Raw genomic sequence first — 13,693 nt, forward strand, 5'->3', positions numbered from 1 at the left:
ATGCCCCCCACGCGCAGAACAGGAAAGCCACCGCCGTACACTGAGTGGCACGGCAACCATTACAGAGCAAAACTGCGCATCCCCGAGCAGCTCCGTTTTCACTTCCCGATCGACGAGTCCGGCACTCGATTTAAGAAGTTCGTCTACGAAAACCTCCGAACCGATGATCCCAGAGAAGCAGCCCCAGCTGCTCAAGCTTTTATTGACCGGATGCAAAGACGGTTCAGGAGACTCGCGCGTCGAGATCGAACTCCGCCGGGGCTACTATCGGAGGCGCAACGTTGGCGAAAAAACATCCCCCCCGAAGACAATCCACTAACCGCACGTGGATTGCCCGCGTCCGGTCAACCAATCAATGCGGAAGAGCTACACGCGCTTGACCTCGAACAAGGGTACTCCGAGTTCGATGCCTTGGTCGATCGGGCATACGAGCTTGAGGATAAAATAGGCAACGCCCGCGCAATGCGGTTTTTCAACCTGGCTTCGGGCCGAACGACATCTATAGCTGCAAGTGCAGAGAATTGGCTGCGCTCCGAATCGTACTCTGCGGCCACCCGTGCCAAATACCGCAGAACCGTTGAAGACTTGATCAACTGGTGCCGCTCCAGTCGAATTCCGGCTGAAATGGAAGCAATCAACGCTCAACGAGCACGCCGCTTTCTATCCCGTCGCATCAATCGAGATCAGAAGGCTATCGCCAACGAGAGGGCGCCTCTAAGCCGCCTTTGGGACTGGTCCAACGTTCAGCTCGTGTCTGATTTAATGTCTCGCACTCGTGAAATCGAAGCCTGGTCGGGGGACCGCGGTGACAATCCATGGCGCAATGTTGGGGCACACGTTTCCTCCAACACCAAAAAGCGATCAGACAAATAGTGCATTGTTGGCCTGTACTTCGGGGTTGTCCGATGAATGTGGGGGCTGCGAAAGGGAGGAGCATCGCTTGTCCTGATCGCACGTTACGACTTGCACCGCGCCCTGAAGAGTTCAAATGACACTTGCCGCTGCTTTTGGCGGTGTCAAAAAGCTAATCAGGAGCCACCAACGTGAAAGCCGCGTCGCAGAGCACGCCTGCACTTCCCTTACCGAGAAACGAAGCTTTCTTATCCACTGCTGACTACGTTATCTTTCTGGATTCTTCTGATCTCCAAAACGAAGACCAATCAGGGCCATCCGCATGTGTCTGGCAAATTCGAACAATGGACGGAACGATAGTCGAGGACAGCGAAGCTAAGCACAGCCGAACCGAAAGTAGCGATGAGAAACGTGGGCTGGTTGCAGCCCTGGTCGGAGCTTTGGAAACGGTAGGCGCTGGATCGTTTTGCCTTGTCTATGCGCCGGGCACGTATATCACCGATGGCGTCAAGCATGCACGCAATTGGAAAGCTCACGGCTGGCGCAACAGTCACAACGAGCCAGTTGCAAATCCCGACATTTGGGACCGTTACTTGGAGCTTCTAGACAATCGCCATCTCGAAGTCTTTGCGCGGAGTTGGAAGAAGGAACATTGCACTGAGCTTCGGCGTCAGCTGAACGAAAGAGCAAAAGGAGCCTGCAGGGATAGAAACTGATGCGCGGGCTGACCGGCGAAAGATGGTTCAAGACAAGGATATCCAAGATTGCGTTTGCAGGCCGTTGCGCGATACCTGGTTGTCGCAACTCCACGATGGGAGCGGCTGGAGCTGGCCTTGCCGCCTTTCATTGCCGCAAGCATGTCGAGCACAAAGCCCGGCACGGATCGCACTGGCACGGGACATACAGCGCCGCCGAACTAAAGCCATACCTCGCCGCCGCAACCTCATATGTCCGGCCAAGAGCCGAATCCGATCGGTTCATCAAGGCAGCCCTTAGCGCCATCGCGCTGCTCCTCGAAGAAGCAGGCCCAACGGAGATCGCCACCCGGTTGCGCGGCATGTCTCCCCGTAGACGGGCGCGGATCGCTTTGGCGCGGCTTCGTGTTGCAGGCGTCAAGCCGGAGCGATTTGTCGCCATCGTGCTGGCCATCACCGCGCTAATCGAGGAAGACCCCGGCTCGCACCGGACAAAGGAGTTTCGCACGGTGCAGATCGCAAAGGCCCTACATCGCCTTGCGAGCGGCTACCATCGCGTTTGGGAGCTTCCCGACGAGAGAGGCCGCCTCAGAAAGGTGTCCGAACTCCACGCCTTCCCCAGGTCGTCTGGACAGGTCCTGCGCATCATGGGCCGCGCGGTGGAAGAGCACTGCGAGTGGGTTGTCGAGAAGCATCTCCCCGGAGTTCTCGCCCTCAAGAAGAAGCGCTATGGCCAGCACCCGCGATGTGCCGCCGCCGCTGTCCCCGTGCGATGATTTGTGCCCTCCCTCTTGCGAGAGATCAGGTGCCACGGAGATGGTACGCGCATGTTGAGCACTGAGGCCGGTCACTTCGCGCAGCGGACGCAAGTCGGACACGCCAGACAATGACAAAGCAATTCCGACCGCTTTGGTTCGATCCCCAATACCGGGCGAGATCAACAGAGCTTAGCGGGGCCATTAAGGAGTTCGCCAAGCGCCTCTCCGACTTTGAGCTTTTGGAGGGCCTGAGACAAAGAGCCCGTAACGATGCGGCGCGGGAGAAGTTCTTCGCCGGCATTGAGGCGCTCGCCTGCAATCTGATGCTTATGACTCGGATGGACGATGATGTGGCCCTCGCCGTTCCAAGAGCGCACGCTTCGATGTGGGCCCGGGGCCGCTACGCCAATCCGGTTTATGGCCAGCACTTCCTCGATAGCATCGATGTCATGGCAAACGTCGGAGTGCTGCGAAAGGTACGCACAGGCTATCGATTCTCGGGGAAAGCTAAAGCTTCATCACTTGTAATTCCAATCAAACGGATTGCCGAATTTCTGCCGGTCGCAGGATTCAGCGAGAATGCGCTCACACGACTCGATGAGCCGGAAGTCCTTATCCTCAAGACCAGCAGGGATGACGACGATCGGTCCATCCCCATTGACTATCAGGACACCGCCAAAACAAAGCGCATGCGACGCGAGGTAAATTGCATCAACGAGTACGTCCAGGATGGGACCATTGAGATCATTGACCGTGGAACGGGCGTTCGCCTCGGAGAGGACGGCAATCTTGTCGTACTTCACCGGCGATCATTGAGACGCATCTTCAACAATGGTCGTTGGCGAGATGGCGGACGCTTGGCCGGCGGGTTCTGGATGTCGATGCCGCGTGCCGAACGCTTTGAATGCATCCGACTGGATGGCGAGCGGATCGCTGATGTGGACTACGGGCAGCTCTTTCCCCGGCTAGCGTATGTCCGAGCACAGGCTGAGCAGCCAGATGACGATATTTACGATGTAGCAGGCGACAAGACCGGGCGCGACGCCTGGAAGGTGCTGCTCAACGCCATGCTGTTCGCAGACGGCAGCCTCCGGAATTGGCCGAAGGACGCGCGTGAGCATTTTCCCCAAGGGACCAAGCTTCGCGACGCCATCGAAATGCTGGAGCGTAAACACGCCCCGATCGCTCACCTCTTCGGAAAGGCCCTCGGGTACGAGTTGATGCGGACCGAAAGCGATATCCTCATCAGGGCGGTCTCGCACTTGTTCAAGCAACGGATTACCGCGCTGCCGCTGCACGATGCCGTCCTCGTGGCTCGCTCCCATGCGGAGACAGCCAGGAAGGCCATGCAGGACGAATTTACGCACCGCACGGGGTCCCGCTGCGCGATTGTTTCAGTCGATTTTGGCGAGTTATAACAATTACTTAGGCGCTTACGCCTCCGCTAATGGAAGGAGGGGAAGCTGAGAGGGGGGCGGCCTTAGGGTGCTGCTTATTGGCGAGCCTTAGTGGTGAGGGGTGGTCAATCCCCCCTATCCTCAGAGGACTACTCAATGGAGCCCCCCTGGGCAGAGGACGAGACCGTCAGCATGATCCCTACAGACCACGTGCAACCCTAACGAGACGACTCGCGGCAGCCACCATCATGCCGAACCGTGACGACAAGGAGCCTTGCACCCACACGCTGTCCTCTGAGGGGCACACCTCCGAGTAGGCCGGCATTGTCATCAGGCGCCATCACCACAACGGGGTCACAGCGGAGAGGGAGAGATCATCCCTACACCTGCGTGACGCCAGCATGACCACTTTAGAGGCCCATAGGAAGAGAAGGTGAGAGGATGTTTGCCGCCACGATCAGTCGCACTTGCCTATTCGAAGTGGCCAAACAGTGCCTTGGAGACAGCCTTGACCCATAACCAGGTGTGCGATGTGATCGGAAATCTACCGGACGGAATGGAAATTGGGCTACGTGCCAGACAATTGGGGGCTAATAGGTGACAAAGCAGGAGACATCGTTCAGGGTATTTTATTCTTGGCAGAGCGACTCGCCGGCGACGACCAATCTCAATGCGATCCGGAGTAGTTTGGATAAGGCATTCAAGCTACTGAACAAGACGCAGCCAGAACTCAAGATAGTGCGAGATGAGGCCACACGCGACACGTCTGGCAGTCCGAATATCGCGTTAAAGATTTTGGAGAAGATCGAGGCCGCCGACGTCTTTGTTGCGGATATCACGACAATTACGCCCCGTGGCGCGAAGCGCCCTTGCCCCAACCCAAACGTTAGTTACGAGCTAGGCTACGCTGTCGCAATGCTTGGTTGGGAAAGGGTCATACTCCTGTTCAACAAGGCGATTGGTGATTTCCCAAATGACGTTCCATTCGACTTCATTCAGAATCGAATCAGCGACTATCATCTTGAGGAATCCGATCCGAAAGACAAGAAAGCTGCGCTTGCTGAATTTCTGAAGCACGCAATCGGCGCCGTCATCGCGAAAAATCCTAAGAAACCGGAACAGCTGCGCGGCCAGAGTCGCGAGAAGATCGAGCACGATCACGATGTGGAGAATATGAGGTGGTTGATGAACTCGCTCCATCTACCCACGCTCGATCAGCTAATCGACGAACTGCCTCACATGATCGTAGATCGCTCATTCTGGTTCTATGAAAATTTCAAAGGTGTCGTCGTCAACAGCTTGTTCAGCCTTTACGACAAGGCTTTGGACGAGGCTGTCAGGCGTCTGTTGCGGGCTTGGACGACGGCAATTTCCCACAGTGGGCAATACCATGAACTCAGGGGCGGACACGCACACATATTTACCAACCCCGGTGACATGCCGTTGCCGCCTGACCGAAAGGCTGTGTGGGACAAAATCAATGCAGCCCGATATGAAATGAAGGCAGCACTCGATACTATTCTCAACCGTCTACGAACTGCATACATCGATGTAAACATTCGTAAGACAAATGAAGCCGCGTGGAACGAGTATCTCGCGCAAAGGGCAGAGGACCGAAAGTTACTCAACTTGGCGACAGAGAAGCCCCTCAGAGGTAAATCTAAGCTCCGTGCGACGAAAGCGCCGGCAAAAAAGGTCAAGTCGAGCAAGAAAGGGCGCACACGGCGCTAGTCAAGCTATGTGGCTGCCGCCACTGCAACACTTCAGTGGCTCTTGAGGCGATGATCAGAGGTCAATTGGCTGAACCGCCACTTCTGATCAGAGCCTAGAGTGTGCGGCTCGCCAGGCCTATTCAACGCCGATGCTCGGAAACTTTGCTATAGCGCTTGCTTTCGCCTTGATGGTCACGTCTCCGTAGCCCTCTGAGACATTGCGCGGCGCATGCCCCTGAATGGCATCTAGAACGCGCGTCTCAACGCCCTGCTCAATGCCAACCGTCTTGAAGCGATGCCGCCAGCCGTGGCTTGGATCAACGTTCTTATCTTTTACCACCTCGCGCACGAACGCATTGACCTTGTTGCGCACCGTTTTCACCGCATTGCGCACCCCTAGCTCACCGGCCTTGGGATCAATGAAGAGATAGCCGCCCTTGGACTTTTCAAAGAACGCCAAGAAGCCTTCCTCGAAGATTTGCCGATGGAGCACGACATCACGAGCTTCATCCGTCTTCACCGGCCCCGCTTCGGGCGTCACGTGCAGCACCCAGAGCTTGCCTTCGCGCCGCAGGTCCTCCTTGCGGATCTGAATCATCTCGCCCACGCGGCCACCCGTAAAGGCACACAGTAACGGCACCCACCGCTTGGCCGCGGCCAGCTTCGGAGCGCCTCACGCCCGGGCACGAACTCGCGGGCGTGCTTCAGGATGGCGATAGCCTCCGAATCATAGAACCCCTTAGATCGGAGCTTGCGCGACTTGCCGACCTTGATGGTGATCCCTTCGGCCGGATTGCTGGGCAGCCGACGATTGACCACTGCCCATCCAAACACCGTCTTCATTCCCGCGAGGTCGCTATCCTTTACGGTCTTCGGGCGCACGCCGCTCTGCACGCGATAGTCCTTAAAGCGAACGATGTCTTCGGGCGTCACCCGGCTTGCCGTGTCGTGCTTCAGGAATTTCACGAGACGCGCCATTGAGTTGCGATAGCTCTCATAGGTGCTCTGCTTGCGGCCGGCTCGCTTAGCTTCCTTCCACCAATCCTCGACCAGCCCGGTGAGAGAATTCTTGGAGGCGCCGCGCTTTGCCTTTTCCTTCGGCCCGTCTGCCGGAGCCTGCCACTCGGGAAAGCGAGCGGCCTTGGGGTCGAGCGAATAGTCTCCCCCAGCGTTCCGTTGGCGGCTCGCGAACGCGTCACGCAGCGCCATCCAAAAGGCGGTGAGCAAGAGAGCGCGTGATTCGCTATCCACACGGCGGATACCCTTGGTCAGCAAGAGGCGGTCCACGATGGGCCCGAGCGCCTTCTCTAGTTTCTTGGCCTCACCCTCTCCGCCGATCCTCTCCCACATCACCGTTACGGCGGCCCAGTGAGCTTCCTGCTCCTCGTGGCTCTCCGTGTCGGGCGCCCAGCCGACTCCGGGCGTGTGGACCATGGCGACACTCCGGGCGCGGTTCTCGCTGTCCGCCCAGACGCGATAGAGTTCGCCCGCCAAGGCCGTCGCCTGCCGGTGGGTCAGATGCACGGGAGCGTCGTTGCGGAGTGCCGCCCAGACGGTTTCCAGATAGGCCGCAGCGAGCGCCTGACGCGTCTTGACCTCGCTAGGTTCCGTGGTGCGAAGGGAGAACCGGACGGCCTGAGCACCCTCGCTAAGCGTCACGAAGACGAAGCCATCACCGAGCGGAATCGCCAGTTCGATGCCGACCGCTTTGGGCCGGACGTCAGCCGGAATGCGCTGCACGAAAAGCGGAAAACGAGACCCAACCCGGCGCATCGGCCGAACAACCCTGAACAGCAATGTTACACCCCATTGTTACACAGTCGGGGTCAACGCAACACTCTGATCGGGCTTATCTATCTGGATTTGTTCAATATCCAGAATCAATGGTGCCCAGGAAAGGACTCGAACCTTCACGGCCGTTAAGCCACTGGCACCTGAAGCCAGCGCGTCTACCAATTCCACCACCTGGGCATGCCGTTTGGGGCACGGAGGCGGTTACTACGGTTCGGTGACGCGGTTGTCAAATGATGCTTGGAGGGTGCGTGGGGATGCGGATTGCGCATCGCAAACCGGACCGATACAAGCCTGATAACACGCACTCTTCCTGCAGGATTGGCTCCCATGGCATCGAATCTGGAAACTCTCGTCACGGTTTTCGGCGGATCGGGGTTTTTGGGCCGGAATGTCGTCCGCGCGCTGTGCCGGCGGGATTACCGGGTCCGGGTCGCGGTGCGGCGGCCGGAACTGGCCGGATACCTCCAGCCCTCGGGGCGGGTCGGGCAGGTCCACATCGTGCAGTCCAACCTGCGCTATCCGGCCTCGGTCGAGGCGGCGCTGCGTGATTCGCATGTCGTGATCAATCTGGTGGGCATCCTCGCCGAGGGCGGCGCCCAGAGCTTCGACGCCGTCCAGGCCAAGGGTGCCGAAACCGTCGCCAGGGCGGCCGCGGCCGCCGGTAGCCGCCTGGTGCATGTCTCCGCGATCGGCGCCGACGCCGAATCGCCCTCGCGCTATGCCAGGGCCAAGGCGGCCGGCGAAGCCGCGGTATTGGCCGCGGTGCCGTCGGCCACGATCTTCCGCCCCTCCGTGATGTTCGGCCCCGAGGACCAGTTCACCAACCGTTTCGCCGCGCTGGCGCGGATGTCGCCGGTGCTGCCGCTGATCGGCGAGAGTACCCGGATGCAGCCGGTCTATGTCGGCGACGTCGCCACCGCGATCGCGGACGCCGTCGATGGCAAGGCCAAGGCGGGCGCGACCTACGAGCTCGGCGGGCCGGAAGTGCTGACCATGCGCGAGATCATCGAGGCCATCCTCGCGATCACCGACCGCAAGCGGATGCTGGTGCCGCTGCCGTTCGGCCTCGCCCGGTTCCAGGCTAATTTCCTGCAATTCGCCCCGGGCGCGTTCAAGCTGACGCCGGACCAGGTCACGCTGCTCGCGCGCGACAATGTCGTGTCGGACGCGGCCAAGGCCGCAGGGCTGACGCTGGAAGGCCTCGGCATATCGGCCGATTCGCTGGAGGCGATCGCCCCGCAATATCTCTGGCGTTTCCGCTCCGCCGGGCAGTTCCAGCGCATGAGCGTGTGAGGCCTTTCTTTACCTCGCCCCGCTTGCGGGGAGAGGTAGCAGACCGCCTCTGCGGCTAGAACTTCAGCTTCTTGAACACCGCCTCCGGCAGCGTCTTGATGATCAGCATCACGAGGCGCCACTTGCCGCTGACATAGACGACGTCGGTCTTGCTCTCGACGGCCCGAAGGATCGCATCGCCGACGACAGGCGCTTCGACGGTGAGCGGGCCGATCAGCTTCATGCCTTCCGTCATTTTCGTGCGGACGAAGCCGGGCTTCACCGTGACGACGTGGACGCCGCCGCGGCTCGCACGCGCGCGCAGGCCGGACAGGAACGCAGAGAAGCCGGCCTTGGCCGAGCCGTAGACATAGTTCGAAGCGCGGCCGCGATCGCCGGCAACGGACGAGACGCCGACGATCGTGCCATTGCCCCGGCCTAAAAATTTTTCCGCGAACAGGCCGAGGATCAGCGACGGACCCTCGTAGTTCGAGCGCATGATCGTGGTGGCATGCGCCAGGTCGCTCTCGGCGCTTTGCTGCACACCGAGCAGACCAACGATCGAGATCACGACATCGGGCAACGCCGGAAGGCCGCTGACAAAGCTATCGAACGACGCGGTGTCGAGCACATCGAACTTATGGAGGCCGACCCCGACATTGGAGCGCGCGCGCAGATCGGCTGCGTCAGGCTCCAGCGCGGCGACGTCGCGGCCCGCGAGGCCGACATCGTACCCTGCCTTGGCGAAGGCGCGCGCGGCGGCGCGGCCGATATCGGAGGAGCCACCGAGCACCAAAACGGTCTTGCGTGACGTCACGGCTTAAACCTCATCGAACAGGCGTTGTGAAAGTTTTGAGCGGATGGCCCCGTGGGGATCGAGCGATTTGCGGATCGCCTTGAAGCGCGACAGAGCGGGATAGCCGGCCTCGAACGTAGCTCGCGACTGACGCGCATCCTTGGCGAGATAAAGCCGGCCGCCGGCGGCGACGACCAGGCGGTCGATCTCGTCGAGGAAATTCAGGATGTCGCCCTTCACCGGGAAATCCAGCGCCAGCGTGTAGCCGGGCAGGGGGAACGACAGGATGCCGTCGCCCTGGCCGAGCTTTTTGAGGACCGCGAGAAAGGAGGCATCGCCGCGCCGGGCAACGCGGTCGAGGATCTCGCCGAGCACGGCGCGCGCGCCAGCTTCCGGGATCACGCATTGATGCTGGAGGAAGCCGCGCCTTCCGTAGATGCGATTCCAACCGCCGATGCTGTCGAGCGGGAAGAAATACGGATAGAGCGAGACCACATGGTTGCCGCCGGCGCGCCGCGCGCCCATGCGGTAGTAGAGCTCGTTGAAGGCGCGGATGCTGTAGCGGTTCAGCGTCATCGACGGCAGATCGATGGGCACCGCGAGGCCGGGGTCCTTGCCGGCGGGAAATGCATCGGCGCCGTCGGCAAGCTCGTCTCTGCCGGCGTGCTCGCCGAGATAGATCAGCGAGCGGCCGAGATCACGCCCGCGCGCCGCGCAGTCGATCCAGGCCACCGAATAGGTCGCGGAATCGCTCGCCTCGAGCGCGCGCATCGCAGCGTCGAGATCGGACGCGGAGATCACCCGCTCGCGGATCCACCCGGTCTCGACGGTGCGCAGCCGCATCGTCGCTTCCAGGATCACGCCGGTGAGGCCCATGCCGCCGACGGTCGCGAAGAACGCATCCGAATTCCGCTCGCGCGAGATTTCGATGGTCTCGCCCTGCCCGGTGCGCAGCAAAATACTGTCGACATAGCGGCCGAAGCCGCCCTCGCCATGATGGTTCTTGCCGTGCACATCCGCGGCGATGGCGCCGCCGATCGACACGAACCGCGTACCGGGAACGACGAAAGGCAGGAAGCCGCGCGGGCCAAACGTGTCGATCAGATCCGACAGCAGCACACCGGCTTCGAGACGGAGACACCCGGTCGCCGGGTCGAACGACCTGACCCGGTCGAACCCTGTCATCCCGATCGTCCTGACGGCGCCGATCGCGGCATCGCCATAGGCCCGGCCGTTGCCCCGCGCCACCGAGCCGGTCACCCCGGCGACGGCCTCACCCACCGCCTCGAACGAGCGCGGGCGCAGCACATCGCTATCGACGACCGGGAAACGCCCCCAGCCGCTGACGAGGGTCATGGTTCAGCTCCTGTGCGGGGCGCGCACCGCCCTGCTCTGGAAACTGCCTACCCATCAAAAGCTTATATTGCGTTGAGGCGCGTTAGCTGGTTATCGAAAAGTTAACGACCGAGCGCCAGCGCGATCAGGCCGAGCGTGCCGACGATGACGCGCCACCAGGCGAACACCGCAAACCCGTGGCGGGTGACGTACCCCAGGAACGTCTTCACCACGATGATCGCGGTGATGAACGACACCACGAAGCCGATCGCGACGACGCCCATGTGGTCCATCGTCATCTCGGAGCGGTTCTTGTAGAAGTCGTAGGCGAACGCGCCGATCATGGTGGGGATGGCGAGGAAGAACGAGAACTCCGCCGCCGCGCGCTTGTCGGCGCCCAAAAACATCGCGGCGACGATGCTGGCGCCGGAGCGCGACACGCCCGGGATCATGGCGACGCACTGCGCGATGCCGATATAGAGATACATCATCAGCGGAAACTTGGTGGCGTCATGCTCGCGCGCCTTGAGATCGAGCCGATCGACCCACAACAGGATGGCGCCGCCGACGATCAGCGAGAAGCACACCACCCACGGATTGAACAGCAAGCTCTTGATGTATTTGCCGGCGACGAGGCCGACGATCACGGCGGGCAGGAACGCCACCAGCACGCCGATCACGAAGCGGCGCGCATAGGCGTCGCCCGTGAACATGCCGATCGCGACGTCCCACAATTTCTTGAAGTACAGCACGACGATCGCGAGGATCGCGCCGAGCTGGATCAATACGGTAAACGAATCCCAGAACGCGCCTTCGCCGAGATGGAAGAAGCGCTCCGCGAGCAGAAGGTGGCCGGTCGAGGACACGGGAAGGAACTCGGTCACACCCTCGATGATGCCGAGGATCACTGCCCGTATTGCATCTGACATATTTACGGTCCATTTCCGCTGGAAAAGCGGGGCTCTTCTCGCCTATTCGCCCTTCTCTCGCAATCGCAAAATGCGGCATCACGCTCTTGCCTCGCGGTTTTGAAGGACTAGTGTGGCGCCGCACAAACATTGATGGATTCTTAAGCACCATCAAATAGTCAAAGGCTTCATGTTTACGCTGTTTCATCATCCGTTCTGCCCGCATTCGCGCTTCATTCGTCTGATCGCGGGCGAATACGGGCTCGACCTGAAGCTGGTCGAGGAGCGCAGCTGGGAGCGGCGCGAGGCGTTTCTGCTGCTCAATGCGGCCGGCACCACGCCTGTCCTGGTGGACGACGAGCAGCCGCCCATACCGGGCGGGGCCATCATCGCCGAATATGTCGACGAGGCCTATGGCGCCGAGATGGGACCGAAGCGCCTGATGCCGGAGACGGTCGCCGAGCGCGTCGAGGTGCGCCGGCTGATGGCCTGGTTCAACGAAAAGTTCTTCGAGGAGGTCTCGCATCCTCTCGTCACCGAACGCATCTACAAGCGCTTCATGAGCGAGGAGAACGGCGGCGGCGCGCCCTCGGCCGACGTGATGCGAGCCGCCAAGGCAAACGTGCGCTATCATCTGGCCTATATCGGCTGGCTGGCGCAGACGCGTAACTTCCTCGCCGGCGACCGGCTCACTTATGCGGATCTCGCCGCCGCAGCGCATCTCTCGGCGATCGACTATCTGGGCGACGTGCCATGGAGCGAGGACGACGCAGCAAAGGCGTGGTACGCGCGGGTGAAATCCCGCCCGTCGTTCCGCCCGCTGCTGAGCGAATGGCTGGCCGGCGTGCCGGCATCGCGGACCTACGTGGACCTCGACTTCTGAACTCCGACCCGACTGAACTGAAGACGGCGCTGGCGCACGAGGCGAAGGCGCTCGGCTTCGACTGCATCGGCATCACCGAGCCCGGCACGATCGAGAATGCCGGAAAGCATTTCCTCGAATTCATCGCCGCGGGCGGGCATGGCGACATGGACTGGCTCGCCGCAAGCCCGGAGCGCCGGGTCGATCCGCGCGGGCTGTGGCAGGACGTGCGCAGCGTCATCATGCTCGGCGTCAATTACGGGCCCGACCGGGATCCGCTCGCGATCCTGCAGCAGCGCACGCGCGCGGCGATCTCGGTCTATGCGCAGGGCGACGACTATCACGACATCATCAAGAAGCGCCTGAAGGCACTGGCGCGCTGGCTGGTCGCGACCGCGCCATCGGACGTGAAGGTGTTCGTCGACACCGCGGCGGTGATGGAGAAGCCGCTCGCGCAAGCCGCGCATCTGGGCTGGCAGGGCAAGCACACCAATCTCGTCACGCGCGAGTTCGGCTCCTGGCTGTTTCTCGGCGCGATCTACACCACGCTCGATCTGCCGCGCGACGACGCGGAGATCGATCATTGCGGCTCGTGCCAGGCGTGCCTCGACATCTGCCCGACCGCCGCGTTTCCCGCGCCGTACAAGCTCGATGCACGGCGCTGCATCTCGTATCTGACCATCGAGAACAAGGGGCCGATCCCGCGCGAATTTCGCAAGGCGATCGGCAACCGCATCTATGGTTGCGACGATTGCCTCGCCGCGTGTCCATGGAACAAGTTCGCGCAAGAGGGGCGCGAGGCGAAGCTGGCCGCGCGCGACGAGTTGCGCGCGCCGACGCTTGCCGAGTTGTCGCGGCTCGACGACACCGCGTTTCGCGCGCTGTTCACGAAATCGCCGGTCAAGCGCATCGGGCGCGATCGCTTTTTGCGGAACGTGCTGATCGCGATCGGCAACTCCGGAGACGGGACGCTGGCGGAAGAGGCGCGGCGATTGTTGGAGGATGCAAGCCCGCTGGTGCGTGGAGCCGCGGTGTGGGCGCTGGGGCAATTGGTGGCGCGGGAAGAGTTTGCGGCGCTTGGCGCAAACGCGATTGCCCACGAGCACGACGCGAGCGTGCGCGAGGAGTGGCAAGCCGCTTCCTAACTCTCGGTGTCATGCCCCGGCTTGACCGGGGCATCCAGTACGCCGCGGCCTATCGACTCAATCACTACCGCCTCTGGATACTGGATCGCCCGATCAAGTCGGGCGATGACAGCGGAATGTGGGGAAACATGCGCCACACATGACCACGCGGAGCACCGCCCTTGATT

The 13,693-nt window shown here is 61.2% G+C and carries 13 protein-coding genes and 1 tRNA gene; 8 read left to right on the forward strand and 6 right to left on the reverse strand.

Annotated elements, in window-relative coordinates:
• The 5 genes from NLM15_RS00690 to NLM15_RS00710 all read left to right on the forward strand — a co-directional run bounded on the left by NLM15_RS00690 (nucleotide 1) and on the right by NLM15_RS00710 (nucleotide 5,433).
• A complete protein-coding gene (locus NLM15_RS00690) occupies nucleotides 1–873 on the forward strand; it encodes a hypothetical protein (protein ID WP_254114743.1) in 873 nt (290 codons plus the stop codon).
• A 170-nt stretch (nucleotides 874–1,043) separates the two neighbouring features.
• Nucleotides 1,044–1,568, forward strand: a complete 525-nt coding sequence (locus NLM15_RS00695) for an RNase H family protein (protein WP_254114744.1) — start codon at nucleotides 1,044–1,046, stop codon at nucleotides 1,566–1,568.
• Nucleotides 1,568–2,323, forward strand: a complete 756-nt coding sequence (locus NLM15_RS00700; protein ID WP_254114745.1) for a hypothetical protein — start codon at nucleotides 1,568–1,570, stop codon at nucleotides 2,321–2,323. The genes NLM15_RS00695 and NLM15_RS00700 overlap by 1 nt, the downstream gene beginning before the upstream one ends.
• Before the next feature lie 110 nt (nucleotides 2,324–2,433).
• Nucleotides 2,434–3,723, forward strand: a complete 1,290-nt coding sequence (locus NLM15_RS00705; protein ID WP_254114746.1) for a hypothetical protein — start codon at nucleotides 2,434–2,436, stop codon at nucleotides 3,721–3,723.
• Nucleotides 3,724–4,299: 576 nt separating this feature from the next.
• Nucleotides 4,300–5,433 (forward strand): nucleotide-binding protein, encoded by a 1,134-nt coding sequence (locus NLM15_RS00710; protein WP_254114747.1) that lies wholly within the window; start codon nucleotides 4,300–4,302, stop codon nucleotides 5,431–5,433.
• A gap of 117 nt (nucleotides 5,434–5,550) precedes the next feature.
• Here NLM15_RS00710 and NLM15_RS00715 read toward each other — a convergent pair whose 3' ends face one another.
• The 3 genes from NLM15_RS00715 to NLM15_RS00725 all read right to left on the reverse strand — a co-directional run bounded on the left by NLM15_RS00715 (nucleotide 5,551) and on the right by NLM15_RS00725 (nucleotide 7,385).
• Nucleotides 5,551–6,012 carry a hypothetical protein gene (locus NLM15_RS00715; protein ID WP_254124113.1) on the reverse strand — a complete coding sequence of 154 codons (462 nt, stop codon included), beginning with the start codon at nucleotides 6,010–6,012 and terminating at the stop codon, nucleotides 5,551–5,553.
• Complete coding sequence (locus NLM15_RS00720; protein WP_254114748.1) at nucleotides 6,009–7,211, reverse strand: phage integrase SAM-like domain-containing protein; 1,203 nt, start codon at nucleotides 7,209–7,211, stop codon at nucleotides 6,009–6,011. Before NLM15_RS00720 ends, NLM15_RS00715 begins: the two co-directional genes overlap by 4 nt.
• An 87-nt stretch (nucleotides 7,212–7,298) precedes the next feature.
• A tRNA-Leu gene (locus tag NLM15_RS00725) sits at nucleotides 7,299–7,385 on the reverse strand.
• A 150-nt stretch (nucleotides 7,386–7,535) separates the two neighbouring features.
• Between NLM15_RS00725 and NLM15_RS00730 the strand changes: the two genes are divergently transcribed.
• Nucleotides 7,536–8,501: a complex I NDUFA9 subunit family protein gene (locus NLM15_RS00730; protein WP_254114749.1), complete on the forward strand. Its 966-nt coding sequence runs from the start codon at nucleotides 7,536–7,538 to the stop codon at nucleotides 8,499–8,501.
• Nucleotides 8,502–8,556: 55 nt separating this feature from the next.
• Here the strand turns inward: NLM15_RS00730 and NLM15_RS00735 are convergent, their stop codons facing one another.
• From NLM15_RS00735 to NLM15_RS00745, 3 genes are all read right to left on the reverse strand, one after another.
• Entirely contained in the window at nucleotides 8,557–9,297 is a 741-nt protein-coding gene (locus NLM15_RS00735; RefSeq protein WP_254114750.1) for an SDR family oxidoreductase, read from the reverse strand.
• A gap of 3 nt (nucleotides 9,298–9,300) precedes the next feature.
• Nucleotides 9,301–10,632, reverse strand: coding sequence for an FAD-binding oxidoreductase (locus NLM15_RS00740; RefSeq protein ID WP_254114751.1), 1,332 nt, complete (start codon nucleotides 10,630–10,632; stop codon nucleotides 9,301–9,303).
• A 101-nt stretch (nucleotides 10,633–10,733) separates the two neighbouring features.
• On the reverse strand, nucleotides 10,734–11,540 hold the full coding sequence (locus NLM15_RS00745) for an undecaprenyl-diphosphate phosphatase (protein WP_254114752.1): 807 nt from the start codon (nucleotides 11,538–11,540) through the stop codon (nucleotides 10,734–10,736).
• 169 nt (nucleotides 11,541–11,709) lie between these two features.
• Here NLM15_RS00745 and NLM15_RS00750 point away from each other — a divergent pair, with 169 nt between their 5' ends.
• Nucleotides 11,710–12,402 (forward strand): glutathione S-transferase family protein, encoded by a 693-nt coding sequence (locus tag NLM15_RS00750; RefSeq protein WP_212484983.1) that lies wholly within the window; start codon nucleotides 11,710–11,712, stop codon nucleotides 12,400–12,402.
• The gene (gene queG, locus NLM15_RS00755; RefSeq protein WP_254114753.1) at nucleotides 12,351–13,526 is read left to right on the forward strand and encodes a tRNA epoxyqueuosine(34) reductase QueG; all 1,176 of its coding nucleotides are present in this window, start codon (nucleotides 12,351–12,353) and stop codon (nucleotides 13,524–13,526) included. Before NLM15_RS00750 ends, queG begins: the two co-directional genes overlap by 52 nt.
• Nucleotides 13,527–13,693: the final 167 nt, after the last annotated feature.

The sequence above is a fragment of the Bradyrhizobium sp. CCGB20 genome (assembly GCF_024199855.1).
In the GTDB taxonomy this organism is placed as follows: Bacteria; Pseudomonadota; Alphaproteobacteria; order Rhizobiales; family Xanthobacteraceae; genus Bradyrhizobium.